Origin of the sequence: Peptostreptococcus sp. (genome assembly GCF_036639115.1) — a bacterium.
Taxonomy (GTDB): domain Bacteria; phylum Bacillota; class Clostridia; order Peptostreptococcales; family Peptostreptococcaceae; genus Peptostreptococcus.
Genome location: NZ_JAVWJH010000006.1, coordinates 30,433 through 56,549, shown reverse-complemented (window position 1 = coordinate 56,549; position 26,117 = coordinate 30,433). Strand labels below are relative to the sequence as shown.

Below are 26,117 nucleotides of genomic sequence, written 5' to 3'. Positions count from 1 at the left end.
AGAAGGAGGCTTTATAGGCATGGAAAGAAATAGTAGAAAAGTTAGAATAGGCCGTGTTGTAAGTGATAAGATGGATAAGACTGTTGTTGTTGCTTGCGAAAATTTCGTAAAACATCCACTTTACAACAAGCGTGTTAAGAGAACAAAGAAGTATAAGGCACATGATGAAATGAATATGTGTAATACAGGTGATAGAGTAAAAATAATGGAAACTAGACCTTTGTCTAAGGACAAGAGATTCAGAGTCGTTGAAATAATAGAGAAGGTAAAATAGTTTTTACAAAAAGGAGGAATTGCTATGATACAGCAGGAAACACGTTTAAAAGTAGCTGATAATTCAGGTGCTAGAGAACTTTTATGCATACGTGTTCTTGGTGGTACTAGAAGAAAGTACGCCAACATAGGTGACGTAATAGTTGCGACAGTAAAGAGTGCAACACCAGGCGGAGTTGTAAAAAAAGGTAAGATAGTAAAAGCTGTTGTAGTTAGAACAAAGCAGGGAATGAGACGTGATGATGGTAGCTATATTTCATTTGATGAAAATGCTGCAGTTATAATAAAGGATGATAAGACACCAGTAGGTACTCGTATATTTGGACCTGTTGCGAGAGAGTTAAGAGACAATGACTATATGAAGATAGTATCTCTTGCTCCAGAAGTACTATAATTGATTGATAGAGGAGGTGCAATAGATCGATGATGCGCGTAAAGAAAGGCGACACTGTAGTAGTTATAGCAGGTAAGGATAAGGGAAAGAAGGGCTTAGTACAAAACGTAGACACTAAGAAGGAAAGAGTATTAGTTGAAGGAATAAACGTAGTAACTAAGCATAACAAGCCATCTGCTACTAACCCACAGGGTGGTATAACAACTAAAGAAGCTCCTATACATATATCAAATGTAATGCCATTTGACCCAGAAACATCTAAGGGTGTAAGAGTTAGATACGAAGTTAAAGATGGAAAAAAGGTAAGAGTATCAGCTAAGAGCGGAAAAGAATTATAAATAACAATCGAAAGGAGGTAGTATAATGACTTCAAGATTACAAGAAAAATATAATAAAGAAGTTGCTCCAGCTTTAATGGAGAAATTCGGATATAAAAATATTATGGAAATACCAAAGCTTGAAAAGATAGTGATCAACATCGGTGTTGGTGAAGCTAAGGAAAACTCAAAGTCTTTAGAAAAGGCTGTAGAAGAATTAGAAATAATTTCAGGACAGAGACCTATCACTACTAGAGCTAGAAAGTCAGTAGCGAACTTCAAGTTAAGAGAAGATATGCCAATAGGAACTAAGGTTACTTTAAGAAGTGACAAGATGTACTATTTCATGGATAAGCTAGTTTCAGTTTCTCTACCAAGAGTTAGAGACTTTAGAGGTGTAAACCCTAATTCATTTGACGGAAGAGGTAACTATGCACTAGGAATAAAGGAACAACTTATATTCCCAGAAATAGAATATGATAAGATTGACAAGGTAAGAGGAATGGACATAATCTTCGTAACAACTGCAAAGACAGATGAAGAAGCTCGTGAACTAATAAAATTATTAGGCATGCCATTTTCTAAGTAGGTAAAGGAGGGATTCACGTGGCTAGAAAAGCAATGAAAGTAAAGCAGCAAAGAGCACAGAAGTATAAGACTAGAGAATATACAAGATGTTCAATATGTGGAAGACCACATTCAGTATTAAAAGATTTCGGTATTTGCCGTATATGCTTTAGAGAATTAGCATACAAGGGTCAGATACCTGGCGTTAGAAAATCAAGTTGGTAAAATATAGACAGATATAAGTCGGAAGGAGGATTTTATTATGACAATGACAGATCCAATCGCAGATATGCTTACAAGAATAAGAAATGCTAACTCTGTTAAGCATGACACTGTTGATGTACCTGCTTCTAGTATAAAGAAAGAACTAGCTAGAATACTTCTTGAAGAAGGATTCGTAAGAGGTTATGACGTAATAGAAGACGGAAAGCAAGGAATAATAAGAATACAGCTTAAGTACGGACAAGAGGGCGAAAGAGTTATCTCAGGATTAAAGAGAATTTCTAAGCCAGGAATGAGAATATATGCAAACTCAGAAGAATTACCAAAAGTGTTAAACGGACTAGGTATTGCAGTAATATCTACATCACACGGTATCTTAACTGATAAGCAAGCAAGACAAAAAAATGTTGGTGGAGAAGTAATCTGCTACGTTTGGTAAAATTTCTTATACGCAAGGAGGTGTAATAATGTCAAGAATAGGTTTAAAGCCAATTGAAGTTCCAGCAGGTGTTGAAGTTGCTATATCTGAAGATAACGTAGTAACAGTAAAGGGACCTAAGGGAACATTAATAGAAGAATTAAGCAATGAAATGATAATAAAGAAAGAAGATAATATTATAGTAGTTGAAAGACCTACAGATAACAAGAAGCACAAGAGTCTTCACGGTCTTACAAGAACACTTATCGACAATATGGTAGTAGGTGTATCTGAAGGATTTGAAAAGAAGCTTGAAGTTAAGGGTGTTGGTTATAAGTGCGCTAAGCAGGGTAATAAACTAGTTATGCACTTAGGATTCTCTCATGAAGTTGTTATGGAAGATCCAGAAGGTATCACTACTGAAGTTCCAAACCAGTTAGAAATAGTTATAAAGGGTGCTGATAAGCAGGCCGTTGGTAACTATGCCGCTAAGATAAGAGCTTGGAGAAAGCCTGAGCCATATAAGGGCAAGGGAATCAAGTACAGTGGAGAACACATTGTACGTAAGGAAGGTAAGACTGGTAAGAAGTAAAAATTGACGAAAGGAGTGAATACTTATGTTCAAGAAGATAGATAAGAATGCAAACAGAATTGCTAGACATAAGAGAGTTAGAAGAAAAGTTACAGGAACAGCTGAAAGACCAAGACTAAGTGTTTTCAGAAGTTCTAATAATATATACGCTCAGATTATAGACGATGTAAACAGAGTAACTATTGTAGCTGCTTCATCACTTGAAGATGCTATAAAGGGTTCTGCATCAAGCACAGGAAACAAAGACGCTGCTAGAAAAGTTGGAGAATTAGTAGCAAAGAAAGCCGCTGAAAAGGGTATAACAGAAGTTGTATTTGATAGAGGCGGATATATTTACCATGGAAGAATATTAGAACTAGCTGAAGGCGCAAGAGAAGCTGGCCTTAAGTTCTAGTCAAAGAAGGAGGAAAAATATGCTACATAGAAAGCCTATAGATGCATCTCAATTCGAATTAGAAGAGAGAGTTATTGAAATTAGACGTGTTGCTAAGGTTGTAAAGGGCGGTAGAAACTTTAGATTTGCTGCACTAGTAGTTGTTGGAGATGGCAACGGACACGTTGGTATAGGATCTGGTAAGGCAATGGAAGTTCCAGACTCTATAAAGAAGGCAGTAGAAGATGCTAAGAAGAATTTAATAGAAGTACCAAGAGTTGGAACAACTGTACCTCATAAGGTAGTTGGACACTTTGGTGCTGGTAACATACTAATAATGCCTGCTAAGAAGGGTACAGGAGTTCTTGCTGGTGGACCAGTCAGAGCCGTACTAGAATTAGCTGGAGTAATGGACGTTAGAGCTAAGTCAACTGGTTCAAATAATCCAAGAAATATGGTTAATGCTACAATAGCTGGCCTAAACGATCTTAAGACAGCAGAATCTATTGCTAGATTAAGAGGTAAAAAAGTAGAAGATCTACTAGGATAATAAATAGGAGGTTCAAAATGTCTAAAATACAGATAAAGTTAGTTAGAAGCGTTATAGGGACTACTCCTAAGCAGAGAAAGAATGTCGAAGCTCTTGGTCTTAAGAAGAGAGAATCAGTAGTAGTAAAAGAAGATAACGCTCAAATAAGAGGAATGATTAATAAGGTAAGCCACCTTGTTGAAGTAACAGAAATAGCTGAATAATAGATTTAAGTAAGAAGGAGGTGCGACATAATGAAGTTACATGAGTTAAAACCTGCCAAGGGTGCTGTAAAAGCAAAGAGAAGACTAGGTAGAGGTACAGCTACTGGCCAGGGTAAGACATCTGGTCGTGGTCAGAAGGGTCAGTGGTCAAGATCTGGCGGCGGAGTTAGAATAGGTTTCGAAGGTGGTCAGATGCCACTTGCTAGAAGACTACCTAAGAGAGGATTCACTAACATATTCAAGAAAGAATATTCAACAGTGAATGTAGAAACTCTTAATAAGTTTGAAGCTGGAACAGTAATTGATGCTGAACTATTAAAGAACACTAAGGTTATCTCTAAAATCGAAAAGGACGGACTTAAGATTTTAGGTAATGGTAGCTTAGATAAGGCTTTAACAGTAAAGGCAGCTAAGTTTACAGGATCTGCAAAGGATAAGATTGTAAACGCTGGCGGACAAGTAGAGGAAGTATAATCCCTAATATTTTGAAGGGGTGATAATATTGATAAATAAGTTAAAGCAAGCTTTTCAAGTAAAAGAAATTAGAAAGAAACTGATATTTACATTTTTAATGGTAGTAGTATTCAGAATGGGAACAACAATTCCAGTACCAGGTATAGACACTTCAATTATAAAAAATATGGTTGAAAGTAACTCTTTACTTGGACTATACAATATGTTCTCAGGAGGAGCATTTAGTAACTTTACTATATTTGCTCTAGGAATAGGACCATACATCACTGCTTCTATTATAATTCAGTTGTTAACTGCAGGATTTGAAAGTTTGAAAGAGCTTCAGAAATCAGGAGAAGAAGGCAAGAAAAAGATTAGTAAATATACTAGACTTACTGCTTTAGCACTTGCTATTATACAGGCTGTAGGAATTACACTTGGTATAGTAAGAAGTGCCCTGAAAGTAAATAGCTCATTTTTCATATTCACTGTTATCATAACATTGGTTGCAGGCAGTATGATGGTAATGTGGTTAGGTGATAGAATTACTGAAAAAGGAATTGGTAACGGAAGTTCAATGTTGATCTTTGTCGGTATCATATCTAGATTGCCGGTAGATATTATAGCAATACAGGAAAAAGCTTCAATTGGAGCTTTGAAATGGCCAGCTATAGTAACTGTAATAGTAGTTGTTTTAATAACTATAACAGGAGTTACATTTATTAATGAATCTACTAGAAAAATACCAGTGCAATATGCAAAACGTGTTGTAGGAAGAAAGATGTACGGTGGAGAGAGCTCTCATATACCTATGAAGGTTAACCAATCTGGTGTAATGCCAATCATCTTTGCCAGTTCAATATTGGCACTTCCACAGACGATAGCTCTGCTTGGAGGACCAAAAGTTCAAGCAGCAGTAAATTCATTTTTTAATTTAGCTACAGATAAGGGATTTTGGACTTACAGAATTGTAGAAATAGTATTGATCGTATTATTCTCTTACTTCTATAACACAATTTCTTTTAATACTGAAGATATAACTAAGAATATGAAAAACAGTGGAGGATTTATACCAGGTATTAGACCAGGAAATCCAACTGAAAAGTATTTAAATGGAATACTATCTAAGTTAACTATAGTAGGTGCAGCGTTTTTAGGTATTATGGCATTAATACCAGCGCTAATCACACACTATATGCACATACCGGTGAACTTTGGTGGTACATCACTTCTTATCGTAGTCGGTGTTGCATTAGAACTTAAGAGACAATTGGAATCAAATCTTGTAATGAAAAATTATCAAGGTTTCCTAAAATAATTTTGGAGATGATAAATATGAAAATAATATTACTTGGACCTCCTGGTGCAGGGAAAGGTACTCAAGCTGCTAATATAGTAGAGACTTATGGAGTGCCACACATCTCAACAGGGGACATATTTAGAAAGAATATCAAGGAAGGCACTGAGCTTGGCAAGAAGGCTCAGGAATATATCAATCAGGGCAAGCTTGTTCCAGATGAATTGACATGCGGACTTGTAGCGTCAAGATTATCTGAAGATGACTGTAAAGATGGTTTCATGCTAGACGGATTCCCAAGAAATATTTTTCAGGCAGAATACTTAAATAAGTATCTAACTGAAAATAACGTAACTCTTGACAAGGTTATTAACATAGAAGTTGATTCTGCGTTATTAATTGAAAGAGCTTGCGGAAGAAGAATTTGTAAGAACTGTGGTGCAACTTACCATATCAAATTCAATCCAAGTAAGAAAGATGGAATCTGTGATGTTTGTCAATCAACTCTTACACAGAGACCAGATGACAATGAAGAAACAGTTTCTCAGAGAATACAAGTTTATTTATCTGAAACAAAACCACTTGTTGACTACTACACTAAAAAAGATGTAATAGCTAACATAAATGGTAATCAAGATATTAATAAGGTTTTTGAAGATATTAAAGCTGCATTAGCTTAGTTAAAACCAATGAGCTCTTAGATTGTTGAACTGATGAACACCCGTCGCAAAAGGACATGGGAAACGCAGGTTGGCCCTGTTTGAAGTCGATAAGGGTTGCTATGAAAGTAACTTTGAAAGCTTTTATAGCAAAAGATGTTTAGAAAGAGCAATTAAAAAGATAGCTTCACTAACCACATAGAGGAGGGGCGTTGTATGCTATCAGAAAATTTAAGTGTTGGTCAATTAGTCAAAGCTTCCTGTGGAAGAGATCAGGGAAAGTTGTTTGTCATTGTCTCAATTGTAGACGAAGATTATGTAATGATCGTTGATGGAAAGAGCAGGAAGCTGGACAAACCAAAGTTGAAGAAAATAAAACATTTAAATATACATAACTTTGTGATCGAAGAAGTAAAAGAATTGTTGCTAAACGGAGAAAATATAACAGATTCTTTCATAAGAGCTAAGATAGATAAGTTAAAGTAAGTCTTAACTTGCGAAATGGAGGTTTGGTTAGTTAATGGCCAAAAAAGATGTAATAGAATTAGAAGGTATCGTTTCTGAAACTTTACCAAATGCAATGTTTAAAGTAAAACTAGATAATGGACATGAAGTTTTATGCCATATATCAGGAAAGCTAAGAATGAACTTCATAAGGATTCTCGAAGGCGATAAGGTGAATATAGAGCTTTCCCCTTATGATCTTACGAGAGGAAGAATTACTTGGCGTAAGAAGTAGACTATTTATAGTCTGAGGAGGGATTAATAATGAAGGTTAGACCATCTGTAAAGCCGATATGCGAAAAGTGTAAGGTTATTAAGAGAAAAGGAAAAGTAATGGTTATTTGCGAAAACCCTAAGCATAAGCAAACACAGGGTTAGGCAATACTGAAGATAGATAGAACTCACGAAATGTAACGTAGGAGGTGCGAAAATATGGCAAGAATAGCTGGTGTAGACTTACCTAGAGAAAAAAGAGCTGAAATAGGCTTAACATATATATATGGTATAGGTAGAGCTACTTCAAACGAAATATTAGCTAAGGCTGGTATAAGCCCAGATGCTAGAATAAAAGATCTTTCTGAAGAAGAAGTAAATGAACTTAGAAAGATTATAGATGAAGATCATCTTGTTGAAGGTGACTTAAGAAGAGAAATCGCTCTTAACATAAAGAGATTAAGAGATATAAAGTGCTATAGAGGTATAAGACACGGTAAGGGACTACCTCTAAGAGGACAGAAAACTAAGACTAATGCAAGAACAAGAAAAGGTCCTAGAAAAACTGTATCTCGTAAGAAGAGTAAGTAATAGAATACAGTAGTTAAGGAGGGAAATAAAAATGGCAAAAGGTAAGAAGAAAGTTGTTCAACGTGTAAGAAGAAGAGAACGTAAGAATATAGAACGTGGACATGCACATATACAGTCTACTTTCAATAATACAATAGTAACATTAACAGATGTACACGGTAATGCATTATCATGGGCATCTTCAGGTCAATTAGGATTCAAGGGATCTAGAAAGGCTACTCCATATGCTTCTCAGATGGCAGCTGAAACTGCAGCAAAGGCAGCTATGGAACATGGTCTTAAGACTGTTGAAGTATTCGTAAAGGGACCAGGTTCAGGTAGAGAGGCAGCAATAAGAGCTCTTCAGGCAACAGGACTAGAAGTTACAATGATAAAGGATGTCACTCCAATACCACACAATGGTTGTAGACCGCCAAAGAGAAGAAGAGTGTAGTATTTGAGGTATTTCACCCTCAGAGGACCATATATTTGTATAGGAGGGTTTATCCATGATAGAAATAGAAAAGCCAAAAGTTGATATTGTCGAGTTAAGCGAAGATTATAGATATGGTAAATTTGTTGTTGAACCATTAGAGAGAGGCTTCGGTATTACAATAGGTAATGCGCTTAGAAGAATACTTTTATCTTCTCTTCCTGGAGTTGCAGTATATGCTGTAAGAATTGATGGAGTTCTTCATGAATTCTCTACTATTCCGGGAGTGAAAGAAGATGTTACTGAGATTATACTATCTCTAAAGGAATTATCAGCTACTATAGATGATGAAGAAACTAAAATTTTAAAGATTCAGGCAGAAGGCCCTTGTGAAGTAAAGGGATCTGATATTATATGCCCTCCTGAGGTGGATATAATAAGCAAGGATCTACATATTGCAACATTGGATGAAAATTCAAAGTTAAATATGGAACTATATGTGAATAAAGGTAGAGGTTATATCTCTGCTGAAGAAAACAAGAATGACAGTATGCCAATAGGAGTATTACCTGTAGATTCAATCTATACACCGATTGAAAAGGTAAGCTACCATGTTGAAAATACAAGAGTTGGTCAGAGATCTGATTTTGATAAACTTACGCTTGAAGTAATGACAAACGGAAGTATCAATCCTCAAGAAGGAATATCTCTAGCAGCAAAAGTTCTTGAAGAACATTTAAAATTATTCATTGACTTAACAGAACATGTAGGCAATGTTGAAATAATGGTAGAAAAAGAAGAGGACAAGAAAGAAAAAGTTCTTGAAATGACAATAGAAGAATTAGATTTATCAGTTAGATCATATAACTGCTTGAAGAGAGCAGGAATCAACACTGTTGAAGAACTAGCTAATAAGTCTGAAGAAGATATGATGAAGGTTAGAAACTTAGGTAAGAAATCTCTTGAGGAAGTTATCCAGAAATTAGAGGAACTAGACCTTAGGTTGAGACCTAACGAAGAATAGAATCAAATTTATTTGAAACTATATGACCGAAAAATCATGTAAAGGAGGGAAATAGATGACAACTTACCGTAAATTAGGACGTGAAACTGCTCACAGAAACTTAATGCTAAGAAATCTAGTGACTAGTTTGCTAAGAGAAGGAAGAATAGAAACTACAGTTACTAGAGCTAAAGAAACTAAAAGAATGGCTGAAAAGATGATAACTCTTGCTAAGAAGGGTGATCTTCACGCTAGAAGACAAGTTCTTGCTTACGTTTTAGATGAAACAGTTGTAACTGATTTATTTGAAAACATCGCACCAAAGTATGCTGAAAGAAATGGTGGATACACAAGAATAATGAAGATGGGACCAAGAAGAGGCGATTGCGCTGAAATGGCAATAATCGAGCTTATATAATTGGTTATTTACTGGTGTTGTTAGGGTTTCCCTTTCAACACCACTTTTATTTTTTGTAAAAATTGATTTTATTATTAAAATATACTTACCTATAAATACAATCAATGAAATCCTATTTATAGGTAAATATATTTACATTAATTATTAAATTATTTTGATTAGAAGATATATCACAAAAGACTAAAAAATAGGCAAATAAAATCAAGAAGAAAGTGAAATTGATGAAGCAAATAAAATCAAGAAGAAAGCGAAATTGATGAAGTCAGTAAAATAAATAGAACTAATATGTAATTGATATCTGCACTGGCCAGCCAGTGCTTTTTTTAATTCAATTAAATCTTAAAAATAATTTATTTGAATAATTATAAGTTTTTGGGTATATATATAAGTATAGAATATTCAGAAAAGGAGGAAGAGCGCTTGTAATATAGGGATGTGCTCTATTATTGATATGAAAGCAGTTTTTAATTATCGCTTTGGCGAAGATAATATGAAAAAAATAGAGGACTTGGGATATGAGATAATATATGTCAAGGAAGAAGATATGGGTAAAAGAGATGATATATATGATGCAGAAGTATGGTGCACATATTCAGGATTTGATTATGTGGATATAGAAAAATTCAAGAATTTAAAGTATATGGCACTTACTAGCACGGGAATAAACCATGTACCAAAAGATTATCTTGTTGATAATAATATTTTTTTATCTAATAATAAGGCAGGATATAATATACCAATATCTGAAAGTGTAATTATGTTTATACTAGAGATCTACAAAAAAAGTCAGCAAGCTTTCAAAAAACAAGAAAATAAAATTTGGAATATGGATATGTCTTGGATGGAATTATCTGGCAAGAGAGTTGGTATACTTGGAACAGGTACTATAGCCAAATCAATAACTAAAAGATTAAAAGGATTTGATGTAGAGATTTGGGGCGTGAATACAAACGGAAGAGAGATAGAAGGATTTGATAGATGCTTTGCTTTGGATAGTAGTGATGAATTTTTCAAAGAATGTGATATAATAGTTGGAGCTATGCCAAATACTTCGGGAACGGAACATATAGTCAATTCAAAAAAAATGAATATAATGAAAGAAAACTCTATTTTAATAAATGTGGGAAGAGGCAATTTAATAGATTTACAGGCCTTAAAATATTACATAGATAAGTTTAAGGGTGTGGCTCTAGATGTTGTAGAGGAGGAGCCACTTGATCAGAGTAGCTATCTTTGGGATAGAGAAAATGTAATTATAACTTCACACAATACATGGGTATCTGAAAATAATAAGTACAGATTATATGATGGTTTGTATGAGAATTTCAAATCTTATGCAGAAAAGAGGGTGCCTAATAATTACATCAAAGATATAAAAAGAGGTTATTAAATAAAAAAATAAAAATTACTTGCAATAAAATATATTTAGTAATAGAATATAAGTTGTCGGGTTACAAATAAGAATTTCTATGGCTTTAGATTATTATTTGAACTAATAGACAAAATGTTTAAGATAAACCTTAAATAACAAGATTAAATATAATATAAAAATAATTTAAATCTGAAAGTGTCAAGCTAATTAGCTTGGCACTTTTTGACTTAAAAAGATGAAAAATTCTTAAAAATAACTAAGTTGCATATTCTAAAACAAGGAAATGATTTGACACCTGAAGATCTAGGTAATATATGAAAAAATATGTTGGAGTTTTAAAATTTTTAAAGAAAAAGGATTAAAAATTCTATTAATATAGATTTTGTACGTAAGAATAAAAGTGAAAATATATTATTTTTGTATAGGAAAATAATTATTAAATTAAATAGCTAATAGTATCGATAAAGCCTATTATTTCAAATGTTATAAGCGTAAATTTATTATTATATATATGCAAGTTGTGGTATAATAAAGTCATGACTGTAGAAAGTTATAGCCATATACAAAATTACTTTTCATAGATGTGTAGGATATATTTATTATCCGAATTTAGAATGTAGAAATTGCTAAATACCATTGTATCTCGACTAAGATGATATGAGGCGAATTTATATTGTGTAGATTGTAGCTTTAGTGTTTTTTACTACTTGTAATAGTACTTTGAAGCAATAATATACGAGTGTTACTAGATGTGTAGGATAGCCTATCCGAATTAAGATGATATATGAATAGGTGTATATATTTGTTTTAAAAATTAACACAGCTGTGTTAATTTTTATATACGCTGGATTTATCTTGTAAATAATTATTTTGTATGTATATGGCAAGTCTAAGTAAGCGGAGGAATGATTTGAAACAATGGAAAATATTATTAAAGTAGATGATTTGGTATTTGAATACGTAAGTGACGAAGCTACTCACCGTGCAATAGATGACTTTAGCATGGAGATTAAAAGAGGAGAGTTTGTGGCGATTATAGGACATAACGGTTCTGGAAAGTCTACTCTATCTAAAAATCTCAATGCTATTTTGGTTCCTACAAGCGGTAATATAGTGGTCAATGGTATGAATACTAAGGATGAAGAAAATATTTGGAATATCAGACAAAGTGCTGGTATGGTCTTCCAAAATCCAGATAACCAGATAGTAGCAACAATTGTAGAAGAAGATGTAGCTTTTGGATGCGAAAACTTAGGTATAGATCCTAAAGAAATTAGAGAAAGAGTAGATGCTGCTCTTAAAAGTGTGGATATGTATGATATGAGAGACAGACAGCCACACCTACTTTCAGGTGGACAAAAGCAGAGGGTAGCAATAGCAGGAATAATTGCTATGAGACCAGACTGCGTTATTTTTGATGAGGCTACAGCTATGCTAGACCCATCAGGAAGAGCTGAAGTTATGAACACTATCAAGAGGCTTAATCATGAGCACAACATCACTGTGCTTCATATTACACACTTTATGGAAGAGGCAGTCGAGGCGGATAGAGTGATAGTAATGGAAAAAGGTAGAAAAGCACTTGAAGGAACACCAAAAGAGGTATTTTCACATGTATCGGAACTAAAGAGAATAGGCTTAGACGTTCCATACATGACAGAGCTATCTCACCTTTTGGCAGAAGATGGAATAAAAATCAAGCAGGATGTTTTGACTGTGGATGAAATGGTGGGTGAATTATGTCAATTAAGGTAGAGAACTTAACATATATTTACAATGAAGGTTTGCCATTTGCACAAAAGGCATTGGACGATGTTAGCTTTGAAATTAAAGATGGAGACTTTGTTGGATTAATAGGTCATACTGGTTCAGGAAAATCAACTCTCATACAACATTTAAATGGTATTATGAAACCTCATTCAGGTAAAATTTATATCAATGATTTTGACATAACAAGAAAAGATCAAAATCTTACAGAGATAAGAAAAAGAGTGGGGATAGTATTTCAGTATCCTGAGTACCAACTATTTGAAGAAACAGTTGCAAAAGATATTGCATTTGGTCCATCTAATCTTGGGCTTGATGAAAAAGAGATTCAAGAAAGAGTTGAAATTGCAATGAAAGATGTCGGTCTAGATTATGATGAATTTGCAGAGAAATCTCCATTTGATCTTTCTGGTGGACAAAAAAGAAGAGTGGCAATAGCGGGTGTAATAGCAATGCATCCTGAAGTATTAATTCTAGATGAACCCACAGCAGGATTGGATCCAGGTGGTAGAGATGAAATATTCAATTTGATAAAAGCTCTTCACAAAAATAACGATATGACAGTGATATTGTCATCTCACAGTATGGACGACATGGCTAAGCTAGTGAATACTCTTATGGTAATGAATCAAAGTAAAATGGCAATGATAGGATCTCCTAGAGAGATTTTTAGAGATAATGCAGACAAGCTTAAAGACATGGGACTAGATATTCCTCAGGTATTAGAGCTCGCTCTAAAGCTTAGAGAAAAAGCTGGATATAATGTCAGGACAGATGTTATAAATATTAATGAAATAAAAGAAGAAATTGAAAGATGTCTAAGAGAAAAAGATTTCTTAGATGATGTTAAAAGTTCAGAAGGCGAGGTGGGAGAAGATGCTTAAAGATATTACTTTGGGACAGTTTTATCCGACCAAGTCAGTAGTCCATTCTTTGGATGCTAGAACAAAATTATTTGCAACAATTATATTTATGATTTCTATATTTGTAGTCAATCAATTTTGGCCATATGCAGTGATAATACTTTTGATGCTGCTTGTAACTAAGGCATCAAACATACCCGTGAATTATGTGCTAAAAGGTGTGAGACCTTTGAGGTGGATTATATTATTTACATTTGTAATCAATATATTTTTCATCAGAGGTGGAGATATTTTGTGGCAGCTAGGATTTCTTAAAATATATGAACAAGGTGTTAGAACGGCATTTTTCATGGCTATTAGACTGATTTTACTTGTTCTAGGAACTTCGATACTTACCCTTACAACTTCTCCAATAGAGTTGACAGACGGTATTGAAAATGCCTGTTCTCCTCTAAAGAAGATAGGATTTCCAGCTCATGAGTTGGCTATGATGATGACAATCGCACTAAGATTTATACCTACACTTTTGGATGAAACAGATAAGATAATGAAGGCTCAAATGTCTAGAGGTGCAGACTTTGAGAGCAGCAATATAATCAGTAGGGCAAAGAATATGGTACCTTTACTAATACCTTTGTTTGTAAGTGCATTTAGACGTGCTGACGAGCTAGCAATGGCAATGGAGGCTAGGTGCTATAGAGGTGGAGACAACAGAACAAAAATGAAGCAAAGTATTCTTGAAAAGAAAGATTATATAGCTGATTTTATTGTTTTAGTATTTTTAGCCTTTACTATAGCAAGTAGATTTATAAAAATAATATAAAAATATAAAGGGGTTTAACCTAAAGATTATTCATTTAATCAACAGGTATTAAGCCTCTTTTTTATTTTTTATATGCAAATATTCATTTTAAATACTAAATGATTTGCGTTAAAAAAATAAGTAAATAAACTAAAAAGTTTTTTTAATTAAAAAAAACAAGTTTATGTTTTATTTTTTATAGTTAGGGTATATCTATACATAACAAGATCGGTTGTATATAATTTAGGAAGAATTTATTATTAGTTATGTTATAGGAGGAGAAATTATGAAAAAATTACTAGCAGGTTTGCTCTCGGGGGTACTGCTTGTCTCGAGTGCAGGAATAGTTAATGCAGAGCAAACGTTTCCAACGGGAATTCCTTTGGAAATAAAAACAGCAGAAAACGGATCACAATATAAATCTTGGACTGATGGTGTAGAAACTCAGGCATCGTCCACACTTCCGATAATGAGCGATGAAATTAATTATAGTTGGGATGAAACTGGCAGCCACAATAGTGGTGCAATATATGACTTTGCTCACTATTTAGACGATTATTTTACAGATCCAAATGCCATAATGAAATACTCAAATTCAAACTTACTACCAGGTAGAGATGTGGCAGTAACTTATAAGTTTGAAAACACTGACAAGAATATAGCCTATCCAATTTTCTATCAAAAGGGGAGTGTTTATGGTTACTATACTTCAACGTTGAAGTATCTGAATGACGCATATGGGAGATATGAAGGCTTATTAACAGAAAATGGTATGTATGGAAGTAATAGGTTTAAAGCAACTAACAAGGAAGATATAACTAGTCAGTTAGATGCAAAAACTAAAAATCAGATTCAGAATCTTTTAAGATTAGGGTATGTAGAATTAAAGGACAATGATGTTCGTAAAAATGGTACAGCAACGTACATGATGTCAAATCTTGACTCTATGTTATCAACTCAGATAAATATATACTCACTGCTTAACAAATCAAACGATAAACCATCTATATCTAGATTAAGAGAGGAAGATGGGTGGAGAACAGCAGAGTATCTAGAAGCTAGTATCAAGAATCTAGGGCTAATGAAGGATGAAGATCTAACAATGAAGCTAAAGCAAGAAGGAAGTATGACAAAGGATAATGATTACTATAGAGTAAATGCCAAGCTGACAGTTCCATTTGACAAGGATACAGAAATATGGGATATAAAGGCAAAGACTCTTGGTGAACACAGGGTGTTTGCAGAAGCAAAGGCATCATTGGACAAAAACATTGCTGGGGCAAAGCTAATAGTTACGCCTATGCTATATGAAGAAGACCAGTGGAAATATGGTACTCCACAGCCTGCAGTAGATATTTCAAAAGATGCTAAGGTAGATATTAAGCAAGGTGATAAGCTAGAACTATTAATACCAAAGTCAACAAATGAAAAAAGTGTAAAGCTTATAGCAAATGGTGGATCTGATGAGTATGATTTTAAATTAAATGAGTACAAAATTGAACCAATAAGAGGTCCTGAGGAAAGATCAGCAATAAAGAATGAAGAAAATGAAGTAAATGAATATAATCAGATAGTTGAACAGGGTCAAAAAGGCCTAAAGTATTTAGAGGTTACAGGTGTTAAAAAGACAAATGAAACTGGTGAAATAGAGCTCAAACTTGATGGAAATGGTGGAAATGGTGGAACAGATACAGATAAAGATTCTGTGATACTAGCTAGTGGACATCAGTATACAGACGTTTTGACAGCGACAGTTTTGGCTAATGAAAAGAAGTCTCCTATTCTTTTATCTGAGCTTGATCAGGTATCAGACAATACTTTAAAGGAAATAAAGAGATTGAAGGTAGATGAAGTAATAATCTCTGGAGGTCCTTTATCTGTATCAAATAAGGTAGTCACTCAATTAGAAAAAGAAGGCTATGATGTAAGAAGAATATATGGTCAAAATAGATATGAAACAGCGAAAAAGATTGGTCAGGAAGTTAGACTTACTAGTAATAATATGAAGGAAAGTATCCTAGTAGATGGAACAAACTTCCCAGACGTAATTACACTTTCTTCTCTAGCAAATCAAAAGAGAGCTCCAATACTTTTAACAGAGCCAAATAAGTTAAACACTACTACAGAAAAGGCTCTAGATGATTGGAATATTGATAAAGTGACAATCGGTGGACAAAAGTTATCAGTATCTCAGAATGTAGAGGATAAGGTTAAGACTACAGTAAGTAGCGTTAACAGAATCGGTGGACAAAATAGATATGAAACAGCATATAAGGTAGCTGATGAAGTGAGAACTTTGACTAATAATAAGAAGGATATGATTTTGGTAGACGGAACAGACTTCCCAGACGGAATCACAATCAGTTCTTTATCTGCTAAGTTCAAGGCTCCAATACTATTGACTACACCAAAGACTCTTCATCCAACAACAGCGAAGGCTATAAATGATTGGACAATAGAAAATATCTTAATAGGTGGTGGATATAATTCAGTATCTAAGTCTATAGAAGATAATTTAAATGTTAGCAACAAGGCTAGAGTGGCTGGAGGGAATAGATATGATACAGCAGTAGAAATATCAAAGAGATATACAGACACTACAAGTTTAGTAAATTAATAAAAAAGATATAAGTTTTAGTAAATTAACGATATAAAAATATAAAGGATAACTCCAGTGATCTTACTGGAGTTATTTTTTTAATAGATATATATAAATAAAAATCATAAAAATTAACAAAAAGCTTTCAAATAAGAAAATACTAAAAATTCTGAAAAAAATAAAAAAGAAAAAGATTTATTTTATCGGGTAAAAAATGGTATTTTTGAGTTTAAATATTAAAAAAGAAACTTTATACCGAAAAAAGTATAAAAAATAATTAAGTTACTTTGAGGCAATTTTGATTATTTTTAAAAAATATATTATAATTTGAGTTGTATAGAAAAAATTTATAAGTGATAAAAATTTAATGGTATGCCGTTATAAAAGAAAAAAGAAGGGTAGAAAATCTTTGGTCTTTTGATTGTTAAGCTCAAGTATTTAATAATTTTTAACTAAAGATGAATTATAAAAGAATAAATTCTATAGGATTAAGTTGTTATTTTTAAAAAGTATGATAAGTTAAAAATGTTAAAACACTAATATATTTGTGTTGAATAATTTATGAAAGGGGTGTTTGAAATGAAAGAAAAGATTAAGAGAGCAGTATCTTTAGGTGCAGTGTTGGCATTAACAGTATCGTGTCTATCTGTATCATCATATGCAATCGAAACAAGTACAGATAAAGTGTTACCAAAGGAACCTACAGAAACAACGGTAACAGTAGACAAGTTCGTACCTAGAATAGGTGATGAAATTACTTTTAGTATTGATAATTTTGGATTTGAAAATATAAAAGACAAAATAGGTAGTGATTATGGAGTACTTTTTTATAATTATGAGGAAGTTGATAAATTTGATCCCACCTTCACATACAATAATGATGCATTAGTATTTCAAAAAATGACCCTACCTAGTGTAAAAGTAGAAAGGTATGAAGAAAAATCTGATAAATGGATTAATAGTGGAACAGATTTGAAGTTATCCTTATTTTTGAGGTCTAAAAGTGCGACTGTAGGTCATTATACAAGTGCTCCAGATGAAAAGAAAGAATATATCATTGATAGGGAAGATATTTTAAATACAATAAAAGATAGCAATAGTTATTTAGGGTCATTAAAGCAATATAAAATAGTTATTAATGGTTTGGATGAAAATGGAAAGCCATTTGAACCTGGTAGACACCCTATTAATAACAGAATAAGTACTGATGGACCAGTTAAAGTAACATATAGAATTGAAGATAAGGAAACAAGACAAAACAATGCTACGCTACAAGGTGTTTCAAGTTGGTTCAAAAATGAAGATGTAAATGGAAGGTATGAAGTAGCCTATCCAATAAATTGGCTTTATTATGAAACATCAGATATAAAACTTTCTTTGGATGAACCAATGAGAGAATTCAAGGCTGGTGACACAATTAAACTGAAGGTCGAAATAGAAAACACAAGCAAAAACCTACCTAACAGTAGATTGATATCAGGTATAGATTTTGGCAAAAAAGAAGGTTCTTATCCAAAAGAAGGAGATAAAACAGATATAGAACTTGATTATGGAACAGATAGTACAGTTATTAAAGAAAAAGTAGGGCCAGGACAAAAAATAACAAAACACGCAGAAATAAAATTACCTGATGAAATTAAGCCTGAATATTTACAGGATGGCAAGCTTGTACTAACACCTTTCCTTTTAACTTCAAACATGGATAATTCTTCAGGTAAAACTGTAGCTTATAAGAATTTAAAGGAAAGAGAGTATAATGAACCGCTTTATTTAAGCTTTGATAAAGAAGAGGGTGAAGAAAATGGTTCTAACGGAGGTTCTGGTGGAGGTGGAGATACTACTTCAAAGAATAATGTAATACTAGCCAGTGGAGACAAGTACACTGATGTATTGACAGCAACTGTTCTAGGAAATGAGAAAAAGAGTCCAATACTTCTGTCAGAAAAAAATAAAGTATCAGACAACACTCTAAGTGAAATAAAAAGATTAGACCCTGATACAGTGATAATCTCTGGTGGACCAGAATCTGTGTCAGATAATGTAGTAAATCAACTTAAAAAAGAAGGATATGATATAAGAAGAATAGCAGGTCAAAATAGATACGAAACAGCTAGAAAAATAGGAAGTGAAGTGAGATTAACTACCAAGAATATGGACGAAGCAATCTTGGTAGATGGAACAAATTTCCCAGACGTAATCACAATGTCTGCTCTAGCAAATCAAAAGAGAGTGCCAATACTTTTAACAGAGCCAAAAACACTTAATAATATAACAGAAAAAGCATTAAAGGATTGGAATATTGAAAATGTAATTATAGGTGGAGAGAAAACTTCAGTATCTCAAAATGTTGAAAACTCAGTGAAATCAACTGCTAAAACAGTTGTTAGAATCGGTGGACAAGATAGATATGAAACAGCCTACAAGGTAGCTGATGAAGTAAGATCTAATACTAATAATAAGAAGAATATGATTCTGGTAGATGGAACAAATTTCCCAGATGGAATCACAATCAGTTCTTTATCTGCTAAGTTCAAGGCTCCAATACTATTGACTACACCAAAGACTCTTCATCCAACAACAGCGAAGGCTATAAATGATTGGACAATAGAAAATATCTTAATAGGTGGTGGATATAATTCAGTATCTAAGTCTATAGAAGATAACTTAAGAGTCAAAAATAAGGAAAGAGTAGCAGGAAGTAACAGATATAATACAGCGGTAGAAATATCAAAGAGATATACAGACACTACAAGTTTAGTAAACTAATAAAAAATATAAGTTTTATTAAACTAGTGATATAAAAATATAAAGGATAACTCCAGTGATCTTGCTGGGGTTATCTTTTTAATAAGATGAGTATGAATTTTCTTTAAATTATAATTTTATAAAAAATATTTTATAAAATTATAATTGTATTTTACGTAGAAAAAAATTATAAAAATATGTTTTTAGAAATAAAAGAACTTATTTATTTATTAAAATAATGAAAAAAAGAAAATAAGCTGTATGAAATATATAAAACCAAATAAGTTTAGTATGAAATAAGATTGCTTATTTTTTTATATTATATTATAATTTAAATTGTTAAGATTAAAACTGCAAGAGTGAAAAAACTTTTGGAGCAGAGTAAAATCGTATCGATTAATACAATATAATATTCACAGAAATATTTTTGTAAATATTATCAAAAGACATAGAAGATGATTGCAAATATAATAGATCTACGGGTAAAAATAAATACAAAAAATTGCCAAGTAGAATAATAATGAGTTCATTGACTGTCAACTTTAAGTCTCAAATATTTTTAACTATATCAATACTTCATAAAACAACAAAAAGGCAATAAATTAAGGGAACATAGAAAATAACTTGATATCTAGAGGATAGTCTAGATATCAAAAAGAAAGAGTTTTAAAGAATAGATAAAGTACAACTATAAGTTTCTCTGATGAATTAGCAGAGATTAACAGTTCAGACAAAAAATAATACTGAACTAGTTTAGTAATGTATAATATATCTATTTATAAATTTTTTATGGGTAAATAAGAAATTGAAAGTAACTACTAAATAAATAAAACAAAAGATAGTGTTTTTAGTAAAAATATAAATAAACAACTTTTAATGTATAAATGATTAAACGACTTATTAATATTGTGGCTAGGTGATAACATTACCGTATATAACAATACAAACTCATCTAAAGCAGCATAGAAATGATAAATTGGGTGAGTCTATTAATAAGCAGAGGATAAAGAAATTCAATAAAAAATGAAGAGTAATTAGTTGAAAGTAAGAAAATGAGACTACACTAGTTATAAAAGATAATAGTGTTGTTTGTCGGTTAATTAAACTAAACCACTCCGGTGTTTCACTGGAGTGGTTTTTATTTCATGAGTGTTTTTGCTTTTAATAAATTAATAGTTGACTTTAAGATGATTAAACAAAATAAACAATTCATTTGAATAGAGAATATATATTGAATGCTTTGATTTTAATTTTTGTATTTAGTCTTTATTTTAGAGTGTTTATATAAGGTATGCATTTTTTACAAAAGTTGCATTCAACTTCATCAGAAGAACTGTTGTCCAGTCCCCACTTTCTCATCTCTACAAAAATTATAAATATACTAGAACCCCTTTCTGTTAATGAATATTCTACTCTAGGTGGAACTTCTGGGAAGATCTCTCTATTAATGATTCCATCTTTTTCTAGCTCGCGAAGTTGATCAACTAAAACTTTTGAACTAATGGCTGTAAGAGATTTTATCAACTCTCCATACCTTAATGGACCCGAGGAAAGTTCCTTTAGAATTAAAATTTTCCATTTTCCACTAATTATTGACAAAGTGTATTCGATTGGACATTTTTTTTTCATGTTTACCTCCCTACTGAAATTAGATGATACTTACTAAATGGTAAGTCAACTTACTTTTAAGTATCTACTTGTTAAAATATCTGAATAGTAATACTATTATTATAATATAAAAAATATTATTTAACTATATATTTTGAGAGGAGTAATTTATGAATAATAATATTTCAATAGAAGTTATTGGCGCAGATAGAATTACTGAATGTAAAGATTTATGCAATAAGCTTATGGCATACCAAAAGTCAAAGGCAGTACTTTATCCTGAAAACTTTAACTCAATGAATTTTGACAGCAGAATGAAGGCTAGTTATAAAAATGCTCTTAGAAGCCATCTTGTAATGGTTAAGGATGGTGCTATTCCTATAGGATATATATTTACGACAGTGGATGAGGTGACTGAAGAAAACTCTCAGTCAATACCAGATTGGGCACCACGTATTGAAGGTATGGAAAATTTTTATCCTAAATTTTTTAATAAACCACAACTCGTGGGATGTTTAAATAATTTGTATATAGAAAAAGAATATCGTGGATTGGGTCTGGGAGATAAATTATATAAAATGTCGATGGATTGGTTAAGTAAAATGGATGATGTCAAAGTTATTTCTGTATTTATTTCAAATGGGAATCAAGCAGCTTATGATTTTTATATTCATGAAGGATTTAAGTATAGCCATGATGTATTTGGAGGATTTATTAAAGCAGCCTTTAGGGATAATAAAAAATCAATATAAACTTACTAAATTAATATTAAAAAAACAACTCCAGTGAATCATTGGAGTTGTTTTTTAAAAATAAAATATTTGAAAATTTTATGAAGATTCATATATTTATTTTATATAGTAAAAACAATATAAAGAGATATTTTTAAAAGCAAATAATGTGAAATTCAATTTAAAAGAAATATAAAAAATAGTTTTATATAATGGTGATATAAAACTAAAGAGGTCAAGTATAAAATAATATTGATTATTTATACGAATTATACTATAATATAATTTAAATTGTTAATACAAAAACTAATAATTCGTTAAAACTTTCTAATGTTAAAGATAACTTTAAAATAAAACAATACAATATTTTATTAGGAAACTTCGAAAATACTTACTAAAAAAGGTATATTTAGAAAATACAGATGATTGGATAGTATGGAAAGCTATACAATAGGAATTAAACAAGAATACTTAAGTTGTGTATTAATAATATCTTTAGAATTAATTTGAAAATTAAAATGTTTTAACTCAAAAAACTCCATAAAAATATAAAAAATAAAATAGAGATAGTGAAAGAAAATTATTATTTATTAAAAAAATAATGACATAAAAAAATATAATAATAAATCAATTAGATATCTAATGGATTGTGAAAGGGGAATTTGAAATGAAAGAAAAAATCAAGAGAGTAGTATCTTTGGGTTCAGCATTAGCATTAACAGTATCGTGCCTATCTGTGGCATCATATGCAGTCGAAAAAAATGACGACAAAGTATTACCAAAGGAACCGACAGAAACGACAGTAACAGTAGATAAATTCGTGCCTAGAATAGGTGATGAAATTACTTTTAGCATAGATAACTTTGGTTATGAAAATACAGAGGATAAAATAGGTACCGATTATGGCGTACTTTTCTATAATTATGAGGAAGTAGATAAATATAAGCCAAGTTTTACATACAATAATAATGCACAAGTATTTCAAAAGATGGCTCTACCTAGTGTAAAAGTAGAAAGATATGAAGAAAAAACTGATAAATGGATCGATAGTGGAACAGATTTAAACTTATCTTTATTTTTGAGGGATCAAAGTGCTAGTGTAGGACATTATACAAGTGCTCCAAATGAAAAGAAAGAACATACTATTTATAGAGAAGATGTTTTAAAAACAATAAAAGATAGCGATAGCTATTTAGGCTCATTAAAGCAATATACTGTATTTATTAATAGTTTAGACGATGATGGAAAGCCTTTTACACCCGGTAAGCATCTTGTTAGTAACAGAATAAGTACTGATGGACCAATTAAAGTAACTTATAAAATTGAAGATAATGAGACAAAACAAAAGTACGCTACATTGCAAGGTGTTTCAAGTTGGTTCAAAAATGAAAACGTAAATAAAAGGTATGAAGTACCTTACCCAATAAATTGGCTTTATTATGAAACATCAGATATAAAACTTTCTTTGGATGAACCAATGAGAGAATTCAAGGCTGGTGACACAATCAAGCTTAAGGTCGAAATAGAAAATACTAGTAAAAATTTACCTAATTCTAGATTGATATCAGGTATAGATTTTGGTAAGAAAGAAGGTTCTTACCCTAAAGAGGGAGATAAAACTGATATAGAGTTAGAATATGGAACTGATAATCCAGTTATTAAAGAAGAGGTAGGACCAGGACAAAAAATAACAAAACATACAGAAATAAAATTACCTGATGAAATTAAACCTGAATATTTACAGGATGGAAAGCTTGTGCTAACACCCTTCCTTTTAACTTCAAACATGGATAATTCTTCAGGTAAAACTGTAGCTTATAAGAATTTAAAGGAAAGAGAGTATAATGAACCGCTTTATTTAAGCTTTGATAAAGAAGAGGGTGAAGAAAATGGTTCTAACGGAGGTTCTGGTGGAGGTGGAGATACTACTTCAAAGAATAATGTAATACTGGCTAGTGGAGACAAATATACTGATGTATTGACAGCAACTGTCCTAGGGAATGAGAAAAAGTGTCCAATACTTTTATCAGAAAAAAATAAAGTATCAGACAATACTTTAAATGAAATGAAAAGGTTAGATACTGATACAGTAATAATTTCTGGTGGACCAGAATCTGTATCAGATAATGTAGTAAATCAACTTAAAAAAGAAGGCTATGATGTAAGAAGAATAGCAGGACAAAATAGATATGAAACAGCGAAAAAAATTGGTAATGAAGTAAGGCTAACTACTAAAAATATGAACGAAGCAGTCTTGGTAGATGGAACAAACTTCCCAGACGTAATTACAATGTCTGCTCTAGCAAATGAAAAGAGAGTTCCGATACTTCTAACAGAGCCAAAAGCACTTAATAATACAACAGAAAAAACATTAAAGGATTGGAATATTGAAAATGTAACTATAGGTGGAGAAAAAACTTCAGTATCTCAAAATGTTGAAAACTCAGTAAAATCAAATGTTAAAACAGTTGATAGAATTGGTGGGCATGATAGATATGAAACAGCCTACAAAGTTGCTGATGAAGTAAGATCTAAGACTAATAATAAAAATGACATGATTTTGGTAGATGGAACAAACTTCCCAGACGGAATCACAATCAGTTCATTAGCAGCTAAGTTCAAGGCTCCTATACTTTTAACTACACCAGATACTCTTCATCCAACAACAGCAAAGGCAATAAATGACTGGACGATAGAAAATATACTAATAGGTGGAGGATATAATTCAGTTTCTAAGTCTATAGAAGATAATTTAGGAGCTAAAAATAAGGAAAGAGTAGCAGGAAGTAACAGATATAATACAGCAGTAGAAATATCTAAGAGATATACAAATTCAACAAGTTTAGGCAAAAATTAAAACAGATAAAAAATACAAAAATATTATGAAAAAAAGAGATTGTTTGCTCGTCAAACAGTCTCTTTTATTTTTAACAATATTATATAATACAGAAATTCATAAAGTAAAAAATAAAAAACAAATTGTCTATCAAATTTATTTTAAAAGATAAAAACAAAAAAACACAACTTTTTCATAAAAAAAGTAAAATGCCCACGAATTTTTATTATCTAAAATTAAGTTACTTTCCAAGCTCAAACTGTAACTTTAAATGATACAGTTTAATAAAAAACCTTTAAATTATAATCTGATGCTTACTTGACTAAGAAAAAAAATAGAGCAATAATAGATTTATAAATAAAACAAGAGGGGTGATAGATATGGGAAAAAAGATTTTAGTATTGTCTGCAAGTCCAAGAAGACATGGTAACTCTGACAGTCTGTCAGATGAATTTATTAGGGGAGCGAAAGATTCTGGTAATGATGTAGAGAAGATATTTTTACGTGATAAAAGGATTGAATACTGTAATGGATGTGGAGCATGTCTAAAAACTCATAAGTGTGTAATTAAGGATGATATGGAAGAAATTCTAGGAAAGATGTCTAATGCAGATGTCATAGTGATGGCAACTCCAGTATACTTCTATTCAGTTAGTGCACAAATGAAAACATTGATAGATAGAACATATCCTGTATTTAAAAACTTAAAGAATAAAGAATTTTACTTTATACTTTCAGCAGAAGATACAAGTAAGGAAAGAATGTCACGTGCAATAGAAACCTTTAGAGGATTTAGTGAGTATTGCTTACCAAACTCTCATGAGATGGGTATAATCTACGGAGCAGGTGTATTGGATGCAGGTGCTATAAAAGATACGCCTGCTATGAAAGAAGCTTATGATATGGCACTAGCAATTAAGTAAAAACACTCACTTTATAAGTTAGTGGGAAATAAATATATAATTATTAATAAAAATAAAAAATTGATAATCACTGATAAAAAACTATTGAATATATTAGATATTTAAGAAATTAATAGTAAGTCCGCAGTATAATATAAAAACAATAACGCATATAAAACAAACTCTATAAGTAATTTAATAATGTTTTCAAGTAAGTTATAACTTATTAATTAATTGAAAAAAATAATATTCTTTAATAAATAATGAGGAGTCTCAAAAGAGAGATTTCTCATTATTTTTATTGAAAAATAGTATAAAAAAATAAAAATAAATATAAGAACGGGTGTTCTTTTTTGCTGGATGATATGATATAATAAGTATAGAGTATATAGAGTATATAGAGTATATAGAGTATATAGAGTATATAGAGTAT

30 protein-coding genes are annotated in these 26,117 nt (G+C 31.8%); 29 read left to right on the top strand and 1 reads right to left on the bottom strand.

What is annotated here, in order from left to right; genetic code table 11:
• Positions 1–19 precede the first annotated feature (19 nt).
• The 26 genes from rpsQ (at position 20) to RR561_RS08070 (ending at position 19,628) form a co-directional block, all read left to right on the top strand.
• Positions 20–274, top strand: a complete 255-nt coding sequence (gene rpsQ, locus RR561_RS08195) for a 30S ribosomal protein S17 (RefSeq protein WP_106776999.1) — start codon at positions 20–22, stop codon at positions 272–274.
• A gap of 24 nt (positions 275–298) precedes the next feature.
• Positions 299–667 carry a 50S ribosomal protein L14 gene (rplN, locus tag RR561_RS08190; protein ID WP_106776998.1) on the top strand — a complete coding sequence of 123 codons (369 nt, stop codon included), beginning with the start codon at positions 299–301 and terminating at the stop codon, positions 665–667.
• Positions 668–699: 32 nt separating this feature from the next.
• On the top strand, positions 700–1,005 hold the full coding sequence (gene rplX, locus RR561_RS08185) for a 50S ribosomal protein L24 (RefSeq protein ID WP_332507338.1): 306 nt from the start codon (positions 700–702) through the stop codon (positions 1,003–1,005).
• Positions 1,006–1,030: 25 nt separating this feature from the next.
• Positions 1,031–1,573 (top strand): 50S ribosomal protein L5, encoded by a 543-nt coding sequence (gene rplE, locus RR561_RS08180; RefSeq protein ID WP_332507282.1) that lies wholly within the window; start codon positions 1,031–1,033, stop codon positions 1,571–1,573.
• A 17-nt stretch (positions 1,574–1,590) separates the two neighbouring features.
• Positions 1,591–1,776, top strand: a complete 186-nt coding sequence (locus RR561_RS08175; protein ID WP_332507280.1) for a type Z 30S ribosomal protein S14 — start codon at positions 1,591–1,593, stop codon at positions 1,774–1,776.
• Between the two features lie 37 nt (positions 1,777–1,813).
• The gene (rpsH, locus tag RR561_RS08170) at positions 1,814–2,212 is read left to right on the top strand and encodes a 30S ribosomal protein S8 (RefSeq protein WP_332507278.1); all 399 of its coding nucleotides are present in this window, start codon (positions 1,814–1,816) and stop codon (positions 2,210–2,212) included.
• Positions 2,213–2,240: 28 nt separating this feature from the next.
• Positions 2,241–2,783, top strand: a complete 543-nt coding sequence (gene rplF, locus RR561_RS08165; RefSeq protein ID WP_332507276.1) for a 50S ribosomal protein L6 — start codon at positions 2,241–2,243, stop codon at positions 2,781–2,783.
• A gap of 25 nt (positions 2,784–2,808) precedes the next feature.
• On the top strand, positions 2,809–3,177 hold the full coding sequence (gene rplR, locus RR561_RS08160; protein WP_332507274.1) for a 50S ribosomal protein L18: 369 nt from the start codon (positions 2,809–2,811) through the stop codon (positions 3,175–3,177).
• 19 nt (positions 3,178–3,196) lie between these two features.
• Entirely contained in the window at positions 3,197–3,706 is a 510-nt protein-coding gene (rpsE, locus tag RR561_RS08155) for a 30S ribosomal protein S5 (RefSeq protein WP_332507272.1), read from the top strand.
• A 17-nt stretch (positions 3,707–3,723) separates the two neighbouring features.
• The gene (gene rpmD / locus RR561_RS08150; RefSeq protein WP_106776991.1) at positions 3,724–3,909 is read left to right on the top strand and encodes a 50S ribosomal protein L30; all 186 of its coding nucleotides are present in this window, start codon (positions 3,724–3,726) and stop codon (positions 3,907–3,909) included.
• Between the two features lie 30 nt (positions 3,910–3,939).
• Positions 3,940–4,383 (top strand): 50S ribosomal protein L15, encoded by a 444-nt coding sequence (gene rplO / locus RR561_RS08145; RefSeq protein WP_332507270.1) that lies wholly within the window; start codon positions 3,940–3,942, stop codon positions 4,381–4,383.
• A 28-nt stretch (positions 4,384–4,411) separates the two neighbouring features.
• Entirely contained in the window at positions 4,412–5,680 is a 1,269-nt protein-coding gene (gene secY / locus RR561_RS08140) for a preprotein translocase subunit SecY (RefSeq protein ID WP_332507268.1), read from the top strand.
• Positions 5,681–5,697: 17 nt separating this feature from the next.
• Complete coding sequence (locus RR561_RS08135) at positions 5,698–6,339, top strand: adenylate kinase (RefSeq protein WP_332507266.1); 642 nt, start codon at positions 5,698–5,700, stop codon at positions 6,337–6,339.
• A gap of 195 nt (positions 6,340–6,534) precedes the next feature.
• Positions 6,535–6,804 (top strand): KOW domain-containing RNA-binding protein, encoded by a 270-nt coding sequence (locus RR561_RS08130; RefSeq protein WP_332507264.1) that lies wholly within the window; start codon positions 6,535–6,537, stop codon positions 6,802–6,804.
• A 34-nt stretch (positions 6,805–6,838) separates the two neighbouring features.
• On the top strand, positions 6,839–7,057 hold the full coding sequence (gene infA / locus RR561_RS08125; RefSeq protein ID WP_332507262.1) for a translation initiation factor IF-1: 219 nt from the start codon (positions 6,839–6,841) through the stop codon (positions 7,055–7,057).
• 29 nt (positions 7,058–7,086) lie between these two features.
• Complete coding sequence (gene rpmJ / locus RR561_RS08120) at positions 7,087–7,200, top strand: 50S ribosomal protein L36 (protein WP_106776986.1); 114 nt, start codon at positions 7,087–7,089, stop codon at positions 7,198–7,200.
• Positions 7,201–7,254: 54 nt separating this feature from the next.
• Entirely contained in the window at positions 7,255–7,626 is a 372-nt protein-coding gene (gene rpsM / locus RR561_RS08115) for a 30S ribosomal protein S13 (RefSeq protein WP_106776985.1), read from the top strand.
• Positions 7,627–7,657: 31 nt separating this feature from the next.
• Complete coding sequence (gene rpsK, locus RR561_RS08110; protein ID WP_091975833.1) at positions 7,658–8,059, top strand: 30S ribosomal protein S11; 402 nt, start codon at positions 7,658–7,660, stop codon at positions 8,057–8,059.
• A gap of 55 nt (positions 8,060–8,114) precedes the next feature.
• Positions 8,115–9,062, top strand: coding sequence for a DNA-directed RNA polymerase subunit alpha (locus RR561_RS08105; RefSeq protein WP_332507253.1), 948 nt, complete (start codon positions 8,115–8,117; stop codon positions 9,060–9,062).
• Positions 9,063–9,117: 55 nt separating this feature from the next.
• A complete protein-coding gene (rplQ, locus tag RR561_RS08100; RefSeq protein WP_332507251.1) occupies positions 9,118–9,459 on the top strand; it encodes a 50S ribosomal protein L17 in 342 nt (113 codons plus the stop codon).
• A 490-nt stretch (positions 9,460–9,949) separates the two neighbouring features.
• A complete protein-coding gene (locus RR561_RS08095) occupies positions 9,950–10,849 on the top strand; it encodes an NAD(P)-dependent oxidoreductase (protein ID WP_332507249.1) in 900 nt (299 codons plus the stop codon).
• A 900-nt stretch (positions 10,850–11,749) separates the two neighbouring features.
• Positions 11,750–12,586 (top strand): energy-coupling factor transporter ATPase, encoded by an 837-nt coding sequence (locus RR561_RS08090; protein WP_332507247.1) that lies wholly within the window; start codon positions 11,750–11,752, stop codon positions 12,584–12,586.
• The gene (locus tag RR561_RS08085) at positions 12,571–13,482 is read left to right on the top strand and encodes an energy-coupling factor transporter ATPase (RefSeq protein WP_332507246.1); all 912 of its coding nucleotides are present in this window, start codon (positions 12,571–12,573) and stop codon (positions 13,480–13,482) included. The genes RR561_RS08090 and RR561_RS08085 overlap by 16 nt, the downstream gene beginning before the upstream one ends.
• The gene (locus tag RR561_RS08080) at positions 13,475–14,284 is read left to right on the top strand and encodes an energy-coupling factor transporter transmembrane component T family protein (protein WP_332507244.1); all 810 of its coding nucleotides are present in this window, start codon (positions 13,475–13,477) and stop codon (positions 14,282–14,284) included. Before RR561_RS08085 ends, RR561_RS08080 begins: the two co-directional genes overlap by 8 nt.
• Before the next feature lie 265 nt (positions 14,285–14,549).
• Positions 14,550–16,880, top strand: a complete 2,331-nt coding sequence (locus tag RR561_RS08075) for a cell wall-binding repeat-containing protein (protein ID WP_332507243.1) — start codon at positions 14,550–14,552, stop codon at positions 16,878–16,880.
• A 561-nt stretch (positions 16,881–17,441) separates the two neighbouring features.
• Positions 17,442–19,628 carry a cell wall-binding repeat-containing protein gene (locus tag RR561_RS08070; protein ID WP_332507241.1) on the top strand — a complete coding sequence of 729 codons (2,187 nt, stop codon included), beginning with the start codon at positions 17,442–17,444 and terminating at the stop codon, positions 19,626–19,628.
• A 1,245-nt stretch (positions 19,629–20,873) separates the two neighbouring features.
• Here the strand turns inward: RR561_RS08070 and RR561_RS08065 are convergent.
• On the bottom strand, positions 20,874–21,236 hold the full coding sequence (locus RR561_RS08065; protein WP_332507239.1) for a winged helix-turn-helix transcriptional regulator: 363 nt from the start codon (positions 21,234–21,236) through the stop codon (positions 20,874–20,876).
• Between the two features lie 149 nt (positions 21,237–21,385).
• On the opposite strand from RR561_RS08065, the gene RR561_RS08060 reads away from it, so the two are divergent.
• The 3 genes from RR561_RS08060 to RR561_RS08050 all read left to right on the top strand — a co-directional run bounded on the left by RR561_RS08060 (position 21,386) and on the right by RR561_RS08050 (position 25,705).
• Positions 21,386–21,967: a GNAT family N-acetyltransferase gene (locus RR561_RS08060; RefSeq protein ID WP_332507237.1), complete on the top strand. Its 582-nt coding sequence runs from the start codon at positions 21,386–21,388 to the stop codon at positions 21,965–21,967.
• Between the two features lie 646 nt (positions 21,968–22,613).
• Positions 22,614–24,803, top strand: a complete 2,190-nt coding sequence (locus tag RR561_RS08055; RefSeq protein ID WP_332507234.1) for a cell wall-binding repeat-containing protein — start codon at positions 22,614–22,616, stop codon at positions 24,801–24,803.
• Between the two features lie 359 nt (positions 24,804–25,162).
• Positions 25,163–25,705 (top strand): flavodoxin family protein, encoded by a 543-nt coding sequence (locus tag RR561_RS08050; protein ID WP_332507232.1) that lies wholly within the window; start codon positions 25,163–25,165, stop codon positions 25,703–25,705.
• Positions 25,706–26,117: the final 412 nt, after the last annotated feature.

Excerpts from the sequence above, each read along its gene's own strand:
- rpsQ (WP_106776999.1), top strand. The coding sequence starts at position 20 with ATGGAAAGAAATAGTAGAAAAGTTAGAATAGGCCGTGTTGTAAGTGAT.
- rplN (WP_106776998.1), top strand. The coding sequence starts at position 299 with ATGATACAGCAGGAAACACGTTTAAAAGTAGCTGATAATTCAGGTGCT.
- rplX (WP_332507338.1), top strand. The coding sequence starts at position 700 with ATGCGCGTAAAGAAAGGCGACACTGTAGTAGTTATAGCAGGTAAGGAT.
- rplE (WP_332507282.1), top strand. The coding sequence starts at position 1,031 with ATGACTTCAAGATTACAAGAAAAATATAATAAAGAAGTTGCTCCAGCT.
- rpsH (WP_332507278.1), top strand. The coding sequence starts at position 1,814 with ATGACAATGACAGATCCAATCGCAGATATGCTTACAAGAATAAGAAAT.
- rplF (WP_332507276.1), top strand. The coding sequence starts at position 2,241 with ATGTCAAGAATAGGTTTAAAGCCAATTGAAGTTCCAGCAGGTGTTGAA.
- rplR (WP_332507274.1), top strand. The coding sequence starts at position 2,809 with ATGTTCAAGAAGATAGATAAGAATGCAAACAGAATTGCTAGACATAAG.
- rpsE (WP_332507272.1), top strand. The coding sequence starts at position 3,197 with ATGCTACATAGAAAGCCTATAGATGCATCTCAATTCGAATTAGAAGAG.
- rpmD (WP_106776991.1), top strand. The coding sequence starts at position 3,724 with ATGTCTAAAATACAGATAAAGTTAGTTAGAAGCGTTATAGGGACTACT.
- rplO (WP_332507270.1), top strand. The coding sequence starts at position 3,940 with ATGAAGTTACATGAGTTAAAACCTGCCAAGGGTGCTGTAAAAGCAAAG.
- RR561_RS08135 (WP_332507266.1), top strand. The coding sequence starts at position 5,698 with ATGAAAATAATATTACTTGGACCTCCTGGTGCAGGGAAAGGTACTCAA.
- RR561_RS08130 (WP_332507264.1), top strand. The coding sequence starts at position 6,535 with ATGCTATCAGAAAATTTAAGTGTTGGTCAATTAGTCAAAGCTTCCTGT.
- infA (WP_332507262.1), top strand. The coding sequence starts at position 6,839 with ATGGCCAAAAAAGATGTAATAGAATTAGAAGGTATCGTTTCTGAAACT.
- rpmJ (WP_106776986.1), top strand. The coding sequence starts at position 7,087 with ATGAAGGTTAGACCATCTGTAAAGCCGATATGCGAAAAGTGTAAGGTT.
- rpsM (WP_106776985.1), top strand. The coding sequence starts at position 7,255 with ATGGCAAGAATAGCTGGTGTAGACTTACCTAGAGAAAAAAGAGCTGAA.
- rpsK (WP_091975833.1), top strand. The coding sequence starts at position 7,658 with ATGGCAAAAGGTAAGAAGAAAGTTGTTCAACGTGTAAGAAGAAGAGAA.
- RR561_RS08105 (WP_332507253.1), top strand. The coding sequence starts at position 8,115 with ATGATAGAAATAGAAAAGCCAAAAGTTGATATTGTCGAGTTAAGCGAA.
- rplQ (WP_332507251.1), top strand. The coding sequence starts at position 9,118 with ATGACAACTTACCGTAAATTAGGACGTGAAACTGCTCACAGAAACTTA.
- RR561_RS08095 (WP_332507249.1), top strand. The coding sequence starts at position 9,950 with ATGAAAAAAATAGAGGACTTGGGATATGAGATAATATATGTCAAGGAA.
- RR561_RS08090 (WP_332507247.1), top strand. The coding sequence starts at position 11,750 with ATGGAAAATATTATTAAAGTAGATGATTTGGTATTTGAATACGTAAGT.
- RR561_RS08085 (WP_332507246.1), top strand. The coding sequence starts at position 12,571 with ATGTCAATTAAGGTAGAGAACTTAACATATATTTACAATGAAGGTTTG.
- RR561_RS08080 (WP_332507244.1), top strand. The coding sequence starts at position 13,475 with ATGCTTAAAGATATTACTTTGGGACAGTTTTATCCGACCAAGTCAGTA.
- RR561_RS08075 (WP_332507243.1), top strand. The coding sequence starts at position 14,550 with ATGAAAAAATTACTAGCAGGTTTGCTCTCGGGGGTACTGCTTGTCTCG.
- RR561_RS08070 (WP_332507241.1), top strand. The coding sequence starts at position 17,442 with ATGAAAGAAAAGATTAAGAGAGCAGTATCTTTAGGTGCAGTGTTGGCA.
- RR561_RS08065 (WP_332507239.1), bottom strand. The coding sequence starts at position 21,236 with ATGAAAAAAAAATGTCCAATCGAATACACTTTGTCAATAATTAGTGGA.
- RR561_RS08060 (WP_332507237.1), top strand. The coding sequence starts at position 21,386 with ATGAATAATAATATTTCAATAGAAGTTATTGGCGCAGATAGAATTACT.
- RR561_RS08055 (WP_332507234.1), top strand. The coding sequence starts at position 22,614 with ATGAAAGAAAAAATCAAGAGAGTAGTATCTTTGGGTTCAGCATTAGCA.
- RR561_RS08050 (WP_332507232.1), top strand. The coding sequence starts at position 25,163 with ATGGGAAAAAAGATTTTAGTATTGTCTGCAAGTCCAAGAAGACATGGT.